Source organism: Mycolicibacterium lacusdiani (genome assembly GCF_021916785.1).
Taxonomy (GTDB): domain Bacteria; phylum Actinomycetota; class Actinomycetes; order Mycobacteriales; family Mycobacteriaceae; genus Mycobacterium; species Mycobacterium lacusdiani.
Genome location: NZ_JAKCFC010000004.1, coordinates 384,074 through 402,519 on the forward strand (window position 1 = coordinate 384,074; position 18,446 = coordinate 402,519).

General features: G+C 67.9%; 14 protein-coding genes. 9 read left to right on the forward strand and 5 right to left on the reverse strand.

The window, feature by feature from the left end; genetic code table 11:
- The first annotated feature begins 114 nt into the window (after positions 1 to 114).
- Positions 115 to 3,582, forward strand: a complete 3,468-nt coding sequence (locus tag LOK44_RS15480) for an indolepyruvate ferredoxin oxidoreductase family protein (RefSeq protein WP_237570932.1) — start codon at positions 115 to 117, stop codon at positions 3,580 to 3,582.
- Positions 3,583 to 3,617: 35 nt separating this feature from the next.
- Here the strand turns inward: LOK44_RS15480 and LOK44_RS15485 are convergent, their stop codons facing one another.
- From LOK44_RS15485 to LOK44_RS15495, 3 genes are all read right to left on the reverse strand, one after another.
- Positions 3,618 to 4,787 carry a lycopene cyclase family protein gene (locus LOK44_RS15485; protein WP_237570933.1) on the reverse strand — a complete coding sequence of 390 codons (1,170 nt, stop codon included), beginning with the start codon at positions 4,785 to 4,787 and terminating at the stop codon, positions 3,618 to 3,620.
- 64 nt (positions 4,788 to 4,851) lie between these two features.
- Positions 4,852 to 5,829 (reverse strand): phytanoyl-CoA dioxygenase family protein, encoded by a 978-nt coding sequence (locus tag LOK44_RS15490; protein ID WP_237570934.1) that lies wholly within the window; start codon positions 5,827 to 5,829, stop codon positions 4,852 to 4,854.
- Entirely contained in the window at positions 5,826 to 6,644 is an 819-nt protein-coding gene (locus LOK44_RS15495) for a class I SAM-dependent methyltransferase (RefSeq protein ID WP_237570935.1), read from the reverse strand. Before LOK44_RS15495 ends, LOK44_RS15490 begins: the two co-directional genes overlap by 4 nt.
- 110 nt (positions 6,645 to 6,754) lie before the next feature.
- Between LOK44_RS15495 and LOK44_RS15500 the strand changes: the two genes are divergently transcribed.
- Entirely contained in the window at positions 6,755 to 7,603 is an 849-nt protein-coding gene (locus LOK44_RS15500; protein WP_237571191.1) for a class I SAM-dependent methyltransferase, read from the forward strand.
- Positions 7,604 to 7,621: 18 nt separating this feature from the next.
- Here LOK44_RS15500 and LOK44_RS15505 read toward each other — a convergent pair whose 3' ends face one another.
- The gene (locus tag LOK44_RS15505) at positions 7,622 to 8,494 is read right to left on the reverse strand and encodes a sigma-70 family RNA polymerase sigma factor (protein ID WP_237570936.1); all 873 of its coding nucleotides are present in this window, start codon (positions 8,492 to 8,494) and stop codon (positions 7,622 to 7,624) included.
- A gap of 80 nt (positions 8,495 to 8,574) precedes the next feature.
- Between LOK44_RS15505 and LOK44_RS15510 the strand changes: the two genes are divergently transcribed.
- The 4 genes from LOK44_RS15510 (at position 8,575) to LOK44_RS15525 (ending at position 13,250) form a co-directional block, all read left to right on the forward strand.
- Positions 8,575 to 8,958 (forward strand): DoxX family protein, encoded by a 384-nt coding sequence (locus tag LOK44_RS15510; protein ID WP_283817823.1) that lies wholly within the window; start codon positions 8,575 to 8,577, stop codon positions 8,956 to 8,958.
- A 93-nt stretch (positions 8,959 to 9,051) separates the two neighbouring features.
- Positions 9,052 to 9,903, forward strand: a complete 852-nt coding sequence (locus tag LOK44_RS15515; RefSeq protein WP_237570938.1) for an HpcH/HpaI aldolase/citrate lyase family protein — start codon at positions 9,052 to 9,054, stop codon at positions 9,901 to 9,903.
- Positions 9,904 to 10,000: 97 nt separating this feature from the next.
- A complete protein-coding gene (locus LOK44_RS29975; RefSeq protein ID WP_237570939.1) occupies positions 10,001 to 11,650 on the forward strand; it encodes an AAA-type ATPase lid domain-containing protein in 1,650 nt (549 codons plus the stop codon).
- 70 nt (positions 11,651 to 11,720) lie between these two features.
- Positions 11,721 to 13,250 (forward strand): GMC family oxidoreductase, encoded by a 1,530-nt coding sequence (locus LOK44_RS15525; protein ID WP_237570940.1) that lies wholly within the window; start codon positions 11,721 to 11,723, stop codon positions 13,248 to 13,250.
- A 32-nt stretch (positions 13,251 to 13,282) separates the two neighbouring features.
- Here the strand turns inward: LOK44_RS15525 and LOK44_RS15530 are convergent, their stop codons facing one another.
- Positions 13,283 to 13,915 carry a TetR/AcrR family transcriptional regulator gene (locus LOK44_RS15530; protein WP_237570941.1) on the reverse strand — a complete coding sequence of 211 codons (633 nt, stop codon included), beginning with the start codon at positions 13,913 to 13,915 and terminating at the stop codon, positions 13,283 to 13,285.
- A gap of 40 nt (positions 13,916 to 13,955) precedes the next feature.
- Between LOK44_RS15530 and LOK44_RS15535 the strand changes: the two genes are divergently transcribed.
- The 3 genes from LOK44_RS15535 to LOK44_RS15545 are packed head-to-tail and all read left to right on the forward strand — an operon-like array spanning position 13,956 to position 18,445.
- Positions 13,956 to 15,083, forward strand: a complete 1,128-nt coding sequence (locus LOK44_RS15535; protein ID WP_237570942.1) for an Rv3169 family protein — start codon at positions 13,956 to 13,958, stop codon at positions 15,081 to 15,083.
- Positions 15,080 to 16,057, forward strand: coding sequence for a TIGR03617 family F420-dependent LLM class oxidoreductase (locus LOK44_RS15540; protein WP_237570943.1), 978 nt, complete (start codon positions 15,080 to 15,082; stop codon positions 16,055 to 16,057). Before LOK44_RS15535 ends, LOK44_RS15540 begins: the two co-directional genes overlap by 4 nt.
- A 3-nt stretch (positions 16,058 to 16,060) precedes the next feature.
- A complete protein-coding gene (locus tag LOK44_RS15545; protein ID WP_237570944.1) occupies positions 16,061 to 18,445 on the forward strand; it encodes a PEP/pyruvate-binding domain-containing protein in 2,385 nt (794 codons plus the stop codon).
- The last annotated feature ends 1 nt before the right edge of the window (position 18,446 follow it).

Genomic DNA, 18,446 nt, shown 5'->3' on the forward strand with positions numbered 1-18,446 from the left:
CGTGACGGGCGTCACTAGCTGATCATTCCGTTCTGTTGTTTAGACATCAGTTGACCGCCGCGTAGCCAAGACGCACGCTTGAGGCAACCAAACGATCACCCTCGGAGGTGTGTCATGACCGATCTGGCCGACAAACCCCGCTCCGTCGACTTCGACCTCTCGTCCCGCTACTCGGCGTCCTCCGGACCCGTACTGCTCACCGGCGTGCAAGCCATCGCTCGCCAGATGGTCGAGCAGCACGAGCGCGATCATCGGGCAGGTAAACGCGTCGGCACCTTCGTCTCCGGCTATCAGGGCAGCCCGTTGGCCGGACTCGACAGGCTCCTCGCCAGCCTCGGCGCGGTGACGTCCGCACACGACATCCGCCTGGTGCCCGGCATGAACGAGGAGCTGGCCGCCACGTCGGTATGGGGCAGCCAGCAGGAACTGCCCAAGGGCCGCCGGACCCACGACGGTGTCGTCGGAATCTGGTACGGCAAGGGCCCGGGACTGGACAGGGCGAGCGATGCGCTGCGGCACGCCGCCATGTACGGCGCGCATCCGACGGGCGGCACGTTGGCCTACGTCGGTGACGATCCCGCCGCGAAGTCGTCGACCGTCCCCGCCGCGAGCGAGCGCTCGTTGGCTGCCCTGTCGATGCCAATTCTGTTCCCCCGCAACGCCGAAGAGATCGTCGCCTTTGGCATGTACGGCGTTGCGCTGTCCCGGGCATCCGGGTGCTGGCCCGCGATGAAGATCGTCGCGGACGTCGCCGACGGGCTCTGGACACTCGACCGGGACTTCGCCGACTTCGACATCGTCGTTCCCACCATCGAGTGGGACGGCCGGCCGTGGACGTACCGGCAGCGCGTCATGGCCGCCCCGGCCGACAGCCTGCTCGCCGAAGCCGACCTCTACGGTCCCCGCTGGGCGATGGTGGAGGCCTTCAACGCCGCCAACCCCATCGACGCCATCGAGGTCGATCCGACGGACGCCTGGCTCGGCATCGTCGCCATCGGCACTGCCTACGACTCCGTGCGACAGGCCCTGACCGACCTCGGCCTCACCGAAACCGATCTGCTGAGTGCCGGCATCCGCATCCTGCGCGTCGGCATGCCGTACCCCCTCGGTGCGGCCAAGGTGCGCCGGCTCGCGGAAGGGGTCGACCGGGTGCTCGTCGTCGAGGACAAAACCGCGTTCGTCGAACTCCAGGTCAAGGACGTTCTCTATGGACGCGACCGCGCTCCGGCCGTACTCGGCAAGCGGGACCTCGACGGGCGCCCCCTCATCCCGGCTGACGGCGAACTGACCGCGGCCCGCCTGACGTCACCGCTGCGCAGGATCTTGTCCGAACGCATGACGGTGACCGCACCGCCACCACCGCCGTTGTCGCTCACGGTCCTGCCCACCAAGCGCACCGCCTACTTCTGTTCGGGCTGCCCGCACAACCGATCCACCGCGGTCCCCGCCGGCTCCCTGGCCGCAGGCGGGATCGGCTGCCACACCATGGTCACGATGTCGTCGCGGACCGACTCCCACGTCACGGGCTTGACCCAAATGGGCGGCGAGGGGGCGCAGTGGATCGGCCAGGCCGCGTACACGGACGTCGAGCACGTCTTCCAGAACATCGGTGACGGAACCTATTTCCACTCCGGCCAACTCGCAGTGCAGGCCAACATCGCCGCCAAGACCAACATCACCTACAAGATCCTCTACAACTCGGCCGTGGCGATGACCGGCGCGCAGGACGCCGAGGCTGGGTTGTCAGTGCCGGAGCTGACCCACAAGCTCGCCGCTGAGGGCGTCGCCAAGATCATCGTGTGCGCGGAGGAGCCCGAGCGGCATCGTCGAGCGGCACTGGCCCCCGGCGTCACGCTGTGGCACCGCGACCGCCTCGACGAAGCCCAGCGCCTCCTGCGCGAGGTCGAGGGCGTCACGGTCCTGATCTACGACCAGCAGTGCGCGGCCGAGGCGCGTCGCAAGCGCAAGCGCGGCGCGCTGCCCGTGCGGCGGACCCGCGTCGTCATCAACGAGGCCGTGTGCGAGGGCTGCGGCGACTGCGGCGTCAAGAGCAATTGCCTGTCCGTCCAACCCGTCGACACCGAGTTCGGCCGCAAGACGCGAATCGATCAGACGTCCTGCAACACCGACTATTCCTGTCTCGATGGGCAGTGCCCGTCCTTCGTCACCGTCGACCTACCCGAGAAGCCGCAGGCGGCGGCGAAGGTGACCCCGGTGCCGCCGCGGGTGGTCGACGTCGAACTGCGTCCGATCGCCGGTGTGCACGACGTCTTCCTCGCCGGCATCGGTGGGACGGGCATCGTGACCGTGAACCAGGTGCTGGGCATGGCGGCGCTGCGCGCCGGGCTGCACGTGCACGGGCTCGATCAGACGGGCCTGAGCCAGAAGGCGGGACCGGTCACCTCGCATCTCCGGCTGAGTGTGGTTCCCGCGCAATCGAACCGCATCAGCCAGGGCGATGCCGACTGCATCCTCGCCTTCGACCTGCTCACCGCAGCCGATGCGAAGAACCTGGGATACGGCGACGCTGCGCAAACGGTCACCGTCGCATCCACCAGCAAGACCCCCACCGGCGAGATGGTCTATGACGGCTCGGTCAGCTACCCGAAGGACGACGATCTGCTCGAGCGGCTGCGCGGGCAGGCCCGCACCGTCATCACCCTCGACGCGCTGGAAGCGGCACGAGCGCTCTTCGCCGACACCGCGGCGGCCAACTTCCTGTTGATCGGCGCCGCCTATCAGGCCGGGGCACTGCCCATCCCGGCGGCAGCCATCGAGGAAGCCATCGCTATCAACGGAGTTGCCGTCGACGCCAATCGCGCGGCGTTCCGGTGGGGCCGGGTGGCCGTCGCCGACCCGGCCGCGTTCCGTCGGGCATCGGTCGGGGCCACCGTGCCGCGCCGCAGTGACGCCGTGGTGCCGACGCACCTCCTCGCGGCGTCACCGGTGGCCGGTGAGACGCGGACGATCGTCGAACGATGCGCCGCGAATCTGGTTGCCTACCAGAACGAGCGGGTGGCGTCGCGCTACGTCGCGGCCGTCGACTCCGTGTGGAATCGCGAACGGGCAATCACCGACCGCACCGACTTCTCCTCGGCAGTGGCCGCAAATTTGCACAAGCTGATGGCGTACAAGGACGAGTACGAGGTCGCGCGGATGCTGACCGATCCGGCCTTCGTCGAGTCATTGCAGGCGGAGGTGCCCGGTGCGACGAAGGCGACCTACATGCTCCACCCGCCGACCATGAAGGCGTTGGGACGCAAGAAGAAGATCGGCTTCGGTCCACGCTCGCACGGCATGCTCCGCGTGCTCGCCAAGGGCCGGGTGCTACGCGGCACTCCGTTCGACCCATTCGGGTACGCGCACGTGCGCAAGGTCGAGCGCCGACTGCTCGCCCACTACGAGGCACTGGTCGCTGACTTGGCCGGCTCGCTGAGCGCCGAATCCCTCGACTCCGCGGTCGCGGTCGCATCGGCGCCGGAACTGGTACGCGGCTACGAGGACGTCAAGCTCGGCAACGTGGCGACCTACATCGCCCGGCTCAGCGCGCTCGGAGTCGACACGGCCATGCTCCGGGACTGACTGACGGTCTGTAAGCAATACAACTGCGCCACGGATCAATTGGACTGCAACGGACGGCGCATCGCCGACGTGACGAGGTGGCGACGCAAACGGCCGTTGGAGATCCGGAAGAGGCAGTTCATCGCGGCGACGGTGCCGCGGATGTCGTCGCGCGCAGTGAGGTAGGTCCACCGGTGGGGTTCGGGTAGGGCAAAGAACTGTTCGAAGAAGCCCGGGACGTCATCGGGAGGCATCCGCAGCAACGACTCCAGGCCGATCCGCCGCACGCGGTGCACCACCCGCGCCTCCCGGGGCCAGACGACTCGCTCGGCGGCCGCCAGTGCCTTGTCCGGGGCATCGGCCAGGCATGCGGCGAGCGCGGTGGCCACCTCGGGGGCGAGGCGGAGGGAGGCCGCCAGGCTGAAACCGGTCGCCGGGTGGATCAGCGGCGCGGCCGCCCCGAATCCCAGCACGCCGGGTCCGCGGTGTCGTTGATGGTCCACCCGGAACAGCACCTTCTCCGAACGCGCGTCATTCCGGGGGTAAACGCCGTGATGGGCCAGCCGGGCGAGGAGGCGTCGTCGCAGCGTCGACAGTGGCAGCCCCGAACGGCGCGCGAGCGAAGTCTCCTCCACCAGCACTCGCCCGCCGCCGAGGGGAATGACGTACAGGAACGTGGGCCAACCGGTTTCGCCGTGGTCGGTGCGCCAGTCCATGAAGAGCGCGTCGCCGGCGGAGACCAGCGGAGCGGCTGCGTCCTCGTCGAGGATGAGACCGTACGCAGTCTGTTCGGCGGGCGCCCGCTGCGACGGCGTCGGATCCAAGGGCCGCGCCCGACCACCGGCATCGATGACCACCGAGGCTCGCAGCTCGGATCCGTCGGCGAGGGCGACGACACCTGGCTCGGGCGAGCCCACCGCGCGTCCGGCGTGGATCCGAACGCCGGTCAGTCGGTCGGTGAGGTGTGCCTGCAGGGCGGGCACGTCGAGGACGGCGTACTCCCACCCCAGATCGTGCTCGGTGAGAGCGATCGCCCGGCCTGCGGCGCGGGCGGCGACCACGGAGCCGGGCAGGTCGGTGGGCAGCTCTCGGCTCCACATGCCGTAGGTCGCGGTCCACGGCCGCGTCGGGGACGGGTCCAGCAACCCGGTGGTCAGCCCCAGATGCGCGCACGCCCCGGCCATGGCCAACCCGGCGGGCCCGGCGCCCACCACCAAGACGTCCATTCGTCCCATCGTGCCCCGTGCCCGTCGGACCTCGTGCATGGACCCGCCGTCTCGACTGTCTGAGCTACCCTCCGGGGCGCGCCAACAGCGGGTTGCGAGTGCTCGCCACCACGTGGCCCGGCTCGGCACCGGGGATGAACTTGCGCCAGTCGCCGCTCACCATGGTTGGGCTGGGCACCACCCGGGTGCCATCGGCGAAGTACGTCGTGGCCAGCACGACGCGGGCCGCGGTGGTCAGGTTCGCGCCCGCGGTGTGAAAGCAGCTGGCGGCGTGGAAGCTCACCTCGCCCGCTGCGAACGGACCGTCCTCCACCGCAACGGCATGTGCACGAAGGGTTTCCGACACGCCACGGTCGTACGACGTGCCGTGTTTGTCGAACTCGAGGTCTTCGACCAGCTCACCGACGTGGACACCGCGAGCAAAGGCCAGCGGACCCATGTCGCGAGGGGTGGGCTGGAGCGGAATCCAAGCCGTCAGCACGTCGGGGGAGTCGAGCGGGAAGTGGTGGGCGTCGTAGTGCCACGGCGTGCGGCCTGCGCCGGGTTCCTTGGACAGGGCGTTGTCGTGATAGAGCCGCACCTGATGCGTGCCGAGCAGCGCCGCGCTGATTCCGCCGATGCGCGGCGACAGCACCGCGGCGCGCACGAGGTCGTCCTCCAGCCACATCATCTCGCGGCTCTGGAAACCGACTGCAGGGTCGACGGATTCGTCGAGCATCTCCCTCAGCCGGGCCCGCAGCCGCTCCACGGCGCCGGGGGTCAGGACGCCCGGAAGTTTGATGAACGCGTCGGCTTGGAACTGTTGGACTTGCGCCGCGGTGATCGGATAGGGCTCTGCGAGTTCCGCGGCCACCTCGTCGTCGGACGGCAAGGGCCCGGGGTCGTGCGGCGGCGGATCGACGAACGGGCCGTCGGGCACGGGACCGTCGGCCAGCGACATGTACCAATCCCACCACTGGTCGTTGCCGCGATCCCACTCGACGGCGACGTCGGAGGCGGTGCCCGCCGCGGTGGTCTCGGACAGGTGCGGGTTGCGAATCACGGTTGCCGCCAAGTGATCAGGTGAGCCTTGTGCTGGAACTCGTACGCGCCTTGGGAATCCCGGCATCCTGCGAGGTAGCTGCCGAGTACCTCGCTGGCCTCCATCTCGTCCAGTGAAAGCGCGTCGTCAAATGCGCACCGTTGCAGGAATCCCTCGGCGACCGCTCGGTCGGACGTTCCGGTGCGGTAGTGCAGCACCTGAACCTCGACCGGTGCACCCGCTGCGCGGAGAGCCTCGGCGACGCCTTCGGCGTCGGTGTACGGCGTGGCATCGGGCGCGAACGAGGCGCGGTAGGCGTCGTAGAACGTCAGGTAGTGCGAGCGCGACGACGCCTGCGCGACGGCTCCAAATCCACCTGGCCGGAGCGCCGCGACCATCTTCGCGACGCCGGCGGCCAGCTCGGCGGGTGGCAATGCATACAGCGCATGTGTCGCCCAGGCCACGTCGTAGTCAGTGCCCGAGAAGTCCTGCAGGAACACTTCGTGCTCGCCCGCCGCGATGAATGGGGGAGCCAGGGCCGCGCGGGCCTCCGCGATGCTGAACGCAGAAGGGTCCAGCAGGTCTACCTCGACCACGGGTCGCACCGGCAGACCACCGGCGAGCAGCGCGGTGGGAAACTTCCCGCTCCCGCACGCCACGTCGAGCAGGCGCACGCGGCCATCGACGGCATGGCCGCTCAGGTCGGCGTCCCATGGCCGGGCGGCGACGAGTTGCCGGTAATCCTCGGTCGCCAGCGCGTAGAACGCTTGCATACCCGATCGGCCGGCTTCGCTCCAGTGGTCCAAACTGCGCTGCGCGGTATCGGGGCGAGACATCACTCAAGCCAACCACGGATGTCAGGGGGCGATTCTTACGCAACGGTGTCGGTCTTGATCATCGGACCGTTTGACCGGCTTTTCGAGGAACACTGGCGACGGTGACAGTGATGGGGCCGCCCCTGCCCCTCGATGGACTACGGGCGCGAATCCTCGATCAACCGGCATTGCCTGCGCTGTCGCCCGAGCGGTACGCCCAAACCCACGCCATCTACGAGGCGGCCAGCGATCAGCGGCCACGGTTGCAGACATGGCTGGCCACGACGTTGCCGCCCATGCTTGGCGACTGCGATCCGGTGCGGGTGGTCGGCGTCGGCGTCGGCGACGGAAGCGTCGATGCGCCGCTCGCCGCCGCGCTCGCCCGCAACGGTCGTCGCGTGCGCTACACCGGCGTCGAACCCCATCCACCGTCGGCTGCTCGATTCGCCTCTCGGTTGAACGCACTCGACGCCGAATCGCTGACACCCACCGTCGTCATCGGTGAGCTGGCCGACCACGACGCGGGCCATCCCGCCGATCTGGTGCACTTCCTGCATTCGCTCTACTACGTCGCTGACCTGGCGACGGCACTCGACCACGCCCTGAGCATGGTCAGGCCCGGCGGTCTCCTCGTCACCGCGATCGCGCCCCTTCAGCCGCTGTGCGTGCTGACGGAGATGCTGTGCCCGTGGGCGGGTCTCAAGCCATGGTTCGCCGAGGACGTCAAGGACGAACTCGAGTCGCGTGCGCTGAACACCCGTACCGAGACGATCGTGGGACACCTTGACGCCCGCGATGCGCTCGAGGATCCGCTCGGCCGCGGAGAGGCCGTGCTGGACTTCCTCATCGGAGCCCGTTCGCGCGCACTGGATTTCGACGCGCGCGAGCAGTTGCTCGATTACCTGCGTGAGATCTCGCTGACGGGCAGGCCCGGAGTTCTGCCCCACCCCGTCGACGTCCTGATCACACGGGTGCCCTGAGTCCGATGCGCCGTCTGACTACGGCCTTGGCAGATCCAAGGTCGCCAAACGCGCGGGGTCGACGATCGAGCTGATGGCCGTCAGCCGCCCGTCGGCCACGGTGCACACCATGATGCTCACCGGCTTGCCCCTGGCTCCCCATGCCGCGATGCCCGGCTTCCCGTTGACCGAGACTCGCCGAGCGGTCACGTGTGCGCTCCCGCCCCGTCGTACTGCATCGGTGACGGCGGCGGATCCGACCGTGACGGTCAGTCCGCGTGGGGTGTGGTGTTCCCACGTGACGTCTGGCGCCAGCACGTCGAGCAGGGCGTCGAAGTCGCCGTCTCGGGCGGCCCGCAGGAATGCATCCACGACGGCCCGTTGCTCCTGAAGCGCCTCACGGGAAGCGGTGTTCGTCGGCGCCTCCTGCACCTTGCGTCGCGCCCGGCTGGCGGCCATCTTCGTCGCTCCCACCGACCTGCCGACGATCGTGGCGATGTCGGCGAAGGGAACGGCGAACATGTCGTGCAGCACGAACACCAGACGTTCCTCCGGCTTGAGCGAAGCCAGCACCGTCAACAGGGCGACACCGACCAGGTCGGCGAGAACCGCGGACTGTTCCGGCGCGTCGACGTCCTCGGTCACGACGAGTTCGGGGAAGCCGTCGTCGAAGGCGACCTCGTGTCTGGCTGCGCGGGAGCGCAACATGTCGATGCAGATGCGCCCGACCACCGTCGTGAGCCAGCCACCGAGGTTGTCGATGGCTTCGGTGTCCTGCCGGGAGAACCGCAGCCACGCTTCTTGAACCGCGTCCTCGGCGTCGGCGTGCGAGCCGAGTACCCGGCGGGCAATCGCCAGTAGGCGTTCCCGGTGCGACTCGAACAGCTGCTCGTTGCCGACCTCATTGCTCACTTCGTTACCTCGCTTCGGCGGTATCCGTCATTACTCCTGACGAGTCCGCACGGACTGAGGTAACCACAGGAAGCGGGAGAATGAATACAGCACTTTGGATCGTTACCGGTGCGCTGGCAGTCGGTTTCGCGGCGGGGGGCGCCAGCCTGCTCCTGATGAGCAGAACCCGGTATCGGGCCCTCGGGGCGAACCAGCACTGGGTCGACGACTTCACGCCCTTGCACCTCAAGGCGATCGGATCCATCAAGCTGGTCGGCGCACTCGGACTGGTCCTGCCTGCGCTGTGGAACGTCGCGCCGATTCTGGTGCCGTTCGCGGCGACCGGCCTGATGCTGTTCATGGCAGGCGCAGCCACCACGCGCTTCCGCCGGAGCGAATGGGGTTACATGCTCGGCGACGTCGCGTTCATCGGCGCGTTCGCCTTCGTCGCGTGGGGGCGCGTTGCCCTCGAACCCTTCACGTGAATGGGCGATCGCGTGAACTAAACGAGCACAACCTGGCGCTACCGCTGCGAAGGCCCCACGATGAATGTGACACCACCAATCGAAGGGCATCACGTGACCGTTTCACCGCAGGCAGCGGAGCAACTCCGCAAGCCGCACTGGTCGCTGGCCCGAACCTGGCTGCTGCAGCCGGGCATTCCGGACGGCGCCGATGCCTACGAGGCGGCGACCGCCGGTAGCGCCGACGCGGTGGTGCTCGACATCGAGGACGGACTGCCCGACGCGCAGAAGCCTGCCGGGCGCCGATCGGTCGCCGAGTGGCTCGACGGTGGTTCGTCGGCCTGGGTGCGGATCAACAGCTGGAGCACGCCCGAGTGGTCGGCCGACCTGGCCGCGCTGGCCGATGCGCCGGGGCTCGCCGGCGTGATGTTGGCCAAGGCCGAATCCCCCGAGGACGTCGCCGCAACCGCCGAACGATTGCCTGCCGGTACGCCTTTGGTGGCGTTGGTCGAGTCCGCGCTGGGCCTGGAATCCGCGTCCGACATCGCACGGGCGCCGGGCTGTTCTCGAATCGCGTTCGGCGTCGGGGACTTCCGTCGCGACACCGGGATGAGCGCCGACCCGACGGTACTGGCGTACGCGCGCGCACGGCTGGTGATCGCCAGCCGCGCCGCGGGACTGCCCGCCCCGATCGACGGGCCGACCCTGCGTGATCAGACGCGCCACCTCGCACGGGAAACCGCGGTCGCCAAGGCCGCCGGGATGACCGGACGGCTGTGTCTGGACCTCGCCCACGCCGAGACGATCAACAGTCTGCTGAGCCCGTCCCCGATCGAGATCGACGAGGCGCGAGCCACGCTCGCCCGCCTGGACGCGCCGACCGGAGCGTACGACGGCAGCGTCGGCCCCACCCGGGCGCGCGCCGAGGCCGTGCTCGACCTCGCCGAGAAGCTCGGCCTCAGCTGACCCGAGGCTCGTCTTCTGCGATTGCCATCGCGCCGGTCAGGCCCCACGATGGAATCGTGCAGGTAAGCCTCGCGTCCGTGTCGCCCTGAATGCCCGCGTGACGAGCCCGGCGCCGGCGACGCAACCGGAGAACATCGCGACCGCGTGGCGTCGCGCCCGGTTGAGTGGCCTAGAACCGGGCCACCGTCCGCGGCTCGGTGACGCGTCCGTAGTCGACCCGACTGGCAAGCTGCTCACCGCAGCGCAACCGGTGATGAGCCGCTTGGCGGCGATCCTCGAAGGCACGCACTGCTGTGTGATGCTCACCGACCGTGAGGTCCGGTTCGTCGACCTGCGGTACGGGACCTCCGAAATCGATGACGCGGTCACCCTGAACGGTGCAGTCCTCGGGCGTGCCTTCAGCGAGGAGACGTCCGGGACGAACGCGGTCGCTACCGTCCACGAGCTGCGTGCCCCGCTCGCCGTATACGGCGACCAGCACTTCATCGAATCGATGAAGAAATTCAGCTGTTACGGCTATCCCATACTGCACCCGATGACGCGTCGCATCGAGGGCGTCTTGTGTCTCACCTTCTTCGTAGCGGACGACAATCCGCTGTTTCAGCCAATCCTGGAACAGGCCGCACGTGACATCGAGGGGAGACTTCTCGAGCAGTCACCGCGAGTCGAACAGGTGCTCTTCGCGGACTTCCAACGCGCATCCGCGCGCCATCGCGACGCTCCCGTCGTCGCGATGGCCAACGACGTCGTACTCGCGAACTCAACCGCGATCGCACAGCTCGACGGCGTCGACTTCGCCGCGCTGGCTACCTTGGGCGCCAGCGCCGACTCCGGCGACATGCGTACGCACACGCTGAACTCGGGTCGTCCGGTGACTCTGCGCTGGACCCGCAGCGCGCCCAACGGGGGGATCGTCGTCGAACTGAGTCCCTCGAGCGACCCTGCCGAAGGCGCCATCGACAACCGCGCTCACCCGAGATCGAAGAACCAGAGCATTCACCGCCAGGTGACGGAGACCCGTAGGCATCGACGGCCGATGAGCGTCGTAGGCGAGCCCGGCACGGGACGCACGACACTGCTGCGGGAGCTGATGGCCGGGACCGACGCCTTGACCTTCGACGCGGTGAACCTGCTCTACCAATCGGAGGGGCAGTGGCTGCAGGACGTCGGCGACGCACTGCACCGTGCAGAGCGTGCGGTGATCGTCGAGAACGTACATCTGCTGTCGCCGATGCTCGCGACGGAGATGCTCGCTGTGACTCAGCGAACATCTGCGTGGTTCGCTCTGTCGAGCGGTCCGCTGAACCGGTTGTCGCCGGAAGTGTTTCAGCTCGTCGACTCCTGCCACACCCGTCTCGAACTGCTGCCCTTGCGGTTGCGCAAGCACGACATTCCCGGACTCATCCTCAACATGCTCGAGGCGATGGGATCTCGCGTCCACTTCACGCCCGGTGCCATCAGTACGCTGCTCGCCCACAACTGGCCGGGGAACATCTCCGAATTGGAAGCCGAGGTGCGTGCTGCCGCCAGACTGCGGTCTGTCGGAGACGTCACGGACAAGGACCTCGGCCGACTGCACGCCCGCGCTGGGACGCCACAGCTCAGCGCGCTCGATGCCGTACTCCGAGCGACGATCGAAGACGAACTGGTGCGCAACCAGGGCAACAAGCTCGCCGCAGCGCGAGCCCTGAACATCAGCCGCACCACCCTGTACAAGCGAATGCGCGACTTTGGCATCTCCGGCTGAGTGTCGACCGTCACCCGCGGTGTCCAGATACTGAACACAATCAGGGCAGGCTCGACGCCACTGTTGAGCCATGGATCAAACACCCGAATTATCAGAAGAATTCGACTACATCGTCATTGGCGCCGGCACCGCGGGAAGCGTGATCGCGGCGCGGCTGTCCGAGAACATCGACCGTTCTGTGCTCCTCGTCGAGGCAGGATCCCGGGAAGCCCTCCCCGAGATGCCTTCACCGAGCGCTTGGCCCGCACTGATCGGATCCACCGCCGATTGGGGCAATATGACAGTCGCACAGGAGTTCTCGGCCACTGCGATCCCTGCGCCGCGGGGACGCACACTCGGTGGCTCGTCGAGTATCAACGGGATGATCTTCGCCCGGGGGCACCGGGCGAGCTACGACCCCTGGGTTGAGCAGGGCGCGAAGGGGTGGAGTTATGACGACCTACTTCCGTACTTCCGCAGAAGTGAAACGGCTCGTGGGCGCAATGCCGAGAACCGCGGGTTCGACGGCCCGCTGTCCGTCGGCCCAACGGCGAACCCGAGCCCAGTGGTGCTCGCCGGTCTCCATGCGGCAACGGAACTGGGGTTCGAGACGGCACGCGACATCAGCGGCGGTCTCGAGAGCGGCTTCGGTCTCACCGACGGCAACATCGAGAACGACGTACGACAGAGCGCAGCCGACGCGTATCTGACACCCGCAATGGACCGGCCGAATCTGCGCACGGTGACCGACGCACACGTGCGCCGCGTCATCGTCGACGACGGCGTCGCCACCGGAATCGAATTCGACTGTGCAGGAGCATCGATCGTCGCCAGGGCCACGCGCGAGGTCATCCTGACCGCTGGTGCCATCGGATCGGCTCACCTGCTGCTCGTATCGGGCATCGGGCCCGCCGATCATCTGCGGGACGTCGGGGTCGACGTCGTCGTCGATCTGCCTGGTGTCGGCGCGAACCTCCACGATCATCCGATGTCGACCGTGGTCTATAGCGCGGCCGGTGACCTTCCCGGAAATCCGGACAACATGCTGGGCCAGGCGATCGGCCTGATCGAGACCGAGCACGCCACCGACGGACCGGATCTGCAGCTGCTGCTCATCGCCGCGCCGTACCGAACCCCGTCGCTGTCGGGACCGGAGACCGGCTATGCGATCGGATTCTCCGCCATCACACCGATGAGCCGGGGGCATGTCCGGCTGGCCAGCTCGGACTCAACCGTCAGCCCGCTGATCGATCCGAACTACCTTGGCGTCGAGCGCGACGTCGACGTCATGGCCGCGGGGCTCGAAATCGCCCGCAAGATCGGGGACGCCGACGCGCTGTCCCCGTGGCGCGGTACCGAGATGCAACCCGGCCCCGACGTCGACGACGCGGCATCCGTGCGCGACTACCTGAAGCGCAGTCTGCTCGTGTACTTCCACTACGCGGGTACCGCCCGGATCGGCACCGACGACATGGCCGTCGTCGATCTCGACCTTCGCGTGCACGGAGTCGAGGGACTGCGAGTCGCCGACGCGTCGGTGATGCCGACCAGCATCTCGGCCAACACGAATGCGACCGTCTACGCGATCGCCGAACGCGCAGCAGAACTCATAGCCGGCTAGGAACGGGTAGGCCGACGCCGAACGGCGTCGGCCTACCTGCCCCGCGACAGGGACGTCCAGCCCGAGCTGATCAGCGTCGTCAGGTCGTCCACCCACGCTTCGTCCAGTGGCGCGTCGTGCCGCACGATGATGCGGAAGATCGCGCTACCGACGACGACCTCGGCCAGCATGGGTAGGTCGCCACCGTCATCGCGCACGTCGCCGCCTGGATCGGACCCCGGGTCCATCCTGGTTCGGAAGGTTGCGAGACTCTCCGCGAAGCGCGAGGTCATCCTGCGGTGCACGTCCGGATCGGCGACGGTGTCGGCGATCAACGCCGGCAGGGCGATGCGGACCTCCGGGCGGTCGAACATGGTGCGGGTGGCCTCGACCAGCGCCCGGATGTCGCCCTCGACGTCACCAGACGCACTCGGCATGGCCATGACCTCGGCGGGCAGGATCGCCTCGTGCACCAGCTGTGCCTTGCCCGACCAGCGCCGGTAGATGGCTGCGGTCGTGGTCCCGGCGCGTGCCGCGATGGCCGACAGCGACAGCGCGGTATAGCCCGACTCGAGTAGCAGGTCGCGGGTGGCCTGCACGATCGCGGCGTCGATCTTGCCGTCGCGCGGACGTCCCGCAGACGGACGGGTCGGTCCCTTGTCATCTCCGGACCGATCTGTTCTCATGATTCCAATATAACCCGCATCGTATCGTTATTGGAGAGTCGTGTTCCTGAGCCCGCTCGACGAGTACCCGATCCACCAGGCGCCCGTGCCCATCAGCGCCCCCGCGACCTCGGACCGCAACTTCTACGATCGTTCGTACTTCAACGTCCTCGACCAGGAGGGCCGGTTCATGGCCCTGACCGGAATCGGGTACTACCCCCGGCTCGGCGTCAAGGACGCCTACCTGCTGATCCGTCGCGATGACGTGCAGACCGCCGTCCGCTTCAGCGACGCGATCGACGGCGACCGTCTCGACCAGCACGTCAACGGATACCGGCTCGACGTCGTCGAACCCCTGCAGGAGTTGCACCTGACCGTGGCCGAGACCGAGGGCATCTCGGCTGACCTGCGGTGGCGAGGCTCGTTCCCTGCAGCGCTGGAACACCCGCACCAGATGTATTCGGAGCGACGAGTGACGTTGCAGGCGTGTCGATTCGCTCAGCTCGGCACGTGGGAGGGCTGGATCGACGTCGACGGGGATCGACTGTCAGTCGACTCGACGAGTTCGGTGGGGAACCGTGACAGGTCATGGGGCATCCGGCCCATCGGCGAGGCGGAACCGTCCGGTCGGCCGGACACGGCATTCCGCGGAATGTGGTGGCTCTACCTGCCACTGGCCTTCGACGACTACCAGATCTTCCTGATCATCCAGGAGGACCCGGATGGACATCGCAGCCTGTACGACTGCACCCGCCGCTGGCGCGACGGCCGGGTCGAACAGCTCGACGGCGTGCGCGCGACGGTGCACTACACGCCGGGCACCAGGATTCCCCATGGCGCACACATCGAGATGATGACGCGGTCGGGTGGTCGGCTTCGGCTCGACGTCGAGTCGAAGCTGTTCGCGCCCATCGCCTTCGGCTCCGGGTACGGCGGCGACTCCTCCTGGTCACACGGCACGTGGAAGGGCGAGGCGTCGTCGGAACGCGTGTCCTACGACATGACCAACCCCGACGTCATGGCGCGAGCTCCCTTCAGCCTTATCGACCACGTCGGCAGTGCCGTCTGCACCGAGGACGACGGGAGCACGCAGCACGGCGTCGGCCTGTTCGAGCACGCCGTCATCGGTCCGCACCACCCATCGGGATTCAACGACTGGACCGACGTCTTGGCGGGAGACCCGTCGTGAAGGTCATGACAGCCCTGTTCGGCCCGGTAGACGCGGTCGAACGGGCGGCGCTGCTGCGCGAAGCCGGGGCATCGGGCGTGTTCACCTTCGAAGGGCCGCGGGAAGTCTTCACCCCGCTGGTCCTGGCGTCGACGGTCAAGCCCCTCGACCTGATGACCAACGTGGCGATCGCGTTGCCCCGCAATCCAATACAGCTCGCTCACCAGGCCAACGACCTGCAGGAACTCTCCGAGGGGAGATTCATCCTCGGTCTCGGCACCCAGGTGCGCGCGCAGATCGAGAAGCGCTACGGCAGCGAGTTCGACCACCCCGTGGCAAGGATCAAGGAGATGGTCGGCGCTCTGCGGGCCATCTTCGCCGCCTGGAACGATGGCGAGCGACTCGACTTCCGTGGCGAGTACTTCCGGCACACCTTGATGACGCCGACGTTCAACCCTGGACCCAACCCGTTTGGGCCGCCGCCGATCTACCTCGGTGCGCTGGGTCCGCGGATGACCCGGGCGACGGCCGAAGTCGCCGACGGACTGCTGGTGATGCCGTTCGGGTCGAAGCGGTTCCTGCACGACAAGACCATGCCCGCCGTTCGCGAGGGGCTGGCGGCCGCCGGCCGCAACGCCGACGACTTCGCGGTGGTGCCCGAGATCATCGTGTCCGTCGGTGAAGACCACACGTCGACGCGGATGCTCCTGGCGTTCTACGGCTCGACGCCCGCTTACCGTCCGGTGCTGGACGCACACGGCTGGGGTGACCTGCAGCCCGAGCTGAACGCCATGTCCAAGCAGGGCCGGTGGCAGGAGATGGCCACGCTGATCGACGACGAGGTGCTCCACACGATCGCTGCGTGCGGTACCCCGAAAGAGGTGGCCGCACACATCGCCGATCGGGTCGACGGCGTGTCGGACCGGATCTGCCTCTATCAACCCGGGCCGATCGCCGTGGAGGCGCTGGCCGAGATCATCGACGCGTTGGGCTGACGGATGCACACCACGACCATCGAGTTCACCGACGTCGTCGACGACCGCTTCGGCGGGAAAGCGCTGGGTCTGGCCGAGCTGACACGTCTGGGGCTACCCGTACCAACGGGTTTCGTCATCGCGCGGGCCTCCGAGCATCCCCTGCCGGACGAGGTGACGGACCGCTTCGCCCAGCTGCAGGCGATCGATGCAGCACCGGTTGCCGTCAGGTCCTCGGCCACCGGGGAAGACGGGGTTGAGCACTCGTTCGCGGGACAGTACGACACCGTGCTCGGCGTCGACTCCGCCGAGGGCTTCGCCGCCGCCGTCCGGCAGTGCGCCGTGTCCGTCGGGTCCGAACGAGCCTCCGCCTACGTCGGCGACGACGCCGACAGCGGTGCGGTCACGATGCACGTGGTCGTTCAGCGCATGGTCGACGCGCGCGCAGCCGGGGTGGTCTTCACCGCGGACCCCACGTCCGGCCGCAGGGATCTCGTGGTGATCGACGCGATCGCCGGACTGGGCGAAGCTCTCGTCGACGGGTCCGCCGTCTCCGACCATCTCGTCTTGACGTCGGACGGGACACAGGCGGTGCGCGAGGTCGGCGACGTCCCCGTGCTGTCCGACGAGGAGGTCGCCCACATCCGCGCCGGCGCACTGCGTGCCGCGCAGCACTGGGGCAGGCCCATGGATCTGGAGTGGGCGATCGACGATCGCGGGCAGCTGTGGTGGCTGCAGGCCCGGCCGATCACCACCCTGCCTGGCGACCTCAACGAGATGGACACCCCGTTGGCGGGACCGACACACATCTACACCCGGTGCAACATCGGGGAGATGATGCCGGGGGCGTTCTGTCCGCTGACGGCATCGGTGTCGGGGCACGCGATCGACTACGCGATGCAGATGACGCAGGTGGTGGCGCGCGCGCAGGAACGCTACGACAAGCCATGGTTGCAGGTCGGCTACTTCTACGGGCACATGTTCTTGAACATGACCGAAGGTACGGCGCTGAGTTCGGGCATCCTCGGAAACTCTTTGGAGCAGTTCTCCATGTCGATCTGCGGCCGCGTGATCGACGAACTGGAACCCAAACCGCCGAAACCGTTCCTTCCCAAGCTCGTCAACACGATTCGGCTGACGTCGTACTCGCTGTTCGCCGGGCCTGCGATCCGCAAGCTCGGGGAGCGGATCGCCGCGTTCGAGATCCCGACGGGTCGTGATCCCAAACAGGTTCTGCGACAGCTGGAATCGGGCGTCGACCTGTACCGATACGTCACACTCGTCCACGTGCGGTCATCGTCGCGCGCTGCCGTGGGCGCGAACGTACTGGAAAGCTACATGATGCGCGCCGCCGTCAAGGCGGGTCGTGACGAGAACGAGGGTCAGGCCGAGGCGGCACGGCTCATGGCAGGCGCCGCCGACGTCGAGAGCGCCGTGATGGTCGACGAACTGAACGCGGTGGTCCGGGCGATCGCCACCGACGACGTGGCCGCCGAACGGTTCCTCGCTGCGACGCCGGCGGATGCCGTAACCCACGTGCGCAGCACGGACGGTCCCGGCGGTGTCAGGTTGCGGGAGTTCCTCGTTCGACACGGGCACCGCGGCTATCGCGAACTGTGCATGCGCGATCCCGCCTGGGCCGAGGATGCCGAAGGACTCGGGTCGATGATGCAAGTCATGCTGCAGTCAGCCCGAAGCTCCAGCGCCTCGGGCGCGGCTCGCAAGCACGTCGAAGTGCCCGAGTCGCGGACGGTGGCACTGCTGGCACGCCTGGCCCAGGGCGGAGCCCGTGGACGCGAGGAGACCAAGTCCAAGATGGCGCTGATGGCCCATCGCCTCAAGCTCGGCTACCGCCACCTCGGCGAAGTGCTGACCGAGAGTGGGCGCCTGCCGGACGCCGATCTGGTGTTCTTCTTCGATCGTGCCGAATTGCCCCGTCTCGTGGGCGAATCCGACATCGACGACCTGGTTCGGCTCGCACGGCAGCGCCGGGATGCGCTGCCATTCCAGCAGTCACTGGAGTTCGAGGACGTCGCGGTGGGACGGCCCGAGCCCATCGTCCGGCGGCCCCCGAGCACCCTCGACGCCGACCAGATCATGGGTAGGCCGGCCAGCCGTGGGTCTGCCGAAGGCAATGTCCGCGTGGCGAAGTCGATCGTCGATGCCCGTGACGTGCAGCCCGGCGAGATCCTCGTCGCACCCGTCACCGACGTGGGTTGGACGCCGTACTTCACGGTGATCGCGGCGCTGGTCACCGACATCGGGAGCTCGGTGTCGCACGGCGCGGTCGTAGCGCGGGAGTACGGGCTGCCCTGCGTCGTCAACACGCTGGTGGCCACGCAGGTGCTCAAGACTGGTGATCGGGTCAGGGTGGACGGCGACAAGGGGCTGGTGACCCGGCTCGCCTGAC

Coding starts and splice junctions, on each gene's coding strand:
- LOK44_RS15480 (WP_237570932.1), top strand. CDS start 115: ATGACCGATCTGGCCGACAAACCCCGCTCCGTCGACTTCGACCTCTCG.
- LOK44_RS15485 (WP_237570933.1), bottom strand. CDS start 4,787: ATGGACGTCTTGGTGGTGGGCGCCGGGCCCGCCGGGTTGGCCATGGCC.
- LOK44_RS15495 (WP_237570935.1), bottom strand. CDS start 6,644: ATGTCTCGCCCCGATACCGCGCAGCGCAGTTTGGACCACTGGAGCGAA.
- LOK44_RS15500 (WP_237571191.1), top strand. CDS start 6,755: ATGGGGCCGCCCCTGCCCCTCGATGGACTACGGGCGCGAATCCTCGAT.
- LOK44_RS15510 (WP_283817823.1), top strand. CDS start 8,575: ATGAATACAGCACTTTGGATCGTTACCGGTGCGCTGGCAGTCGGTTTC.
- LOK44_RS15525 (WP_237570940.1), top strand. CDS start 11,721: ATGGATCAAACACCCGAATTATCAGAAGAATTCGACTACATCGTCATT.
- LOK44_RS15530 (WP_237570941.1), bottom strand. CDS start 13,915: ATGAGAACAGATCGGTCCGGAGATGACAAGGGACCGACCCGTCCGTCT.
- LOK44_RS15545 (WP_237570944.1), top strand. CDS start 16,061: ATGCACACCACGACCATCGAGTTCACCGACGTCGTCGACGACCGCTTC.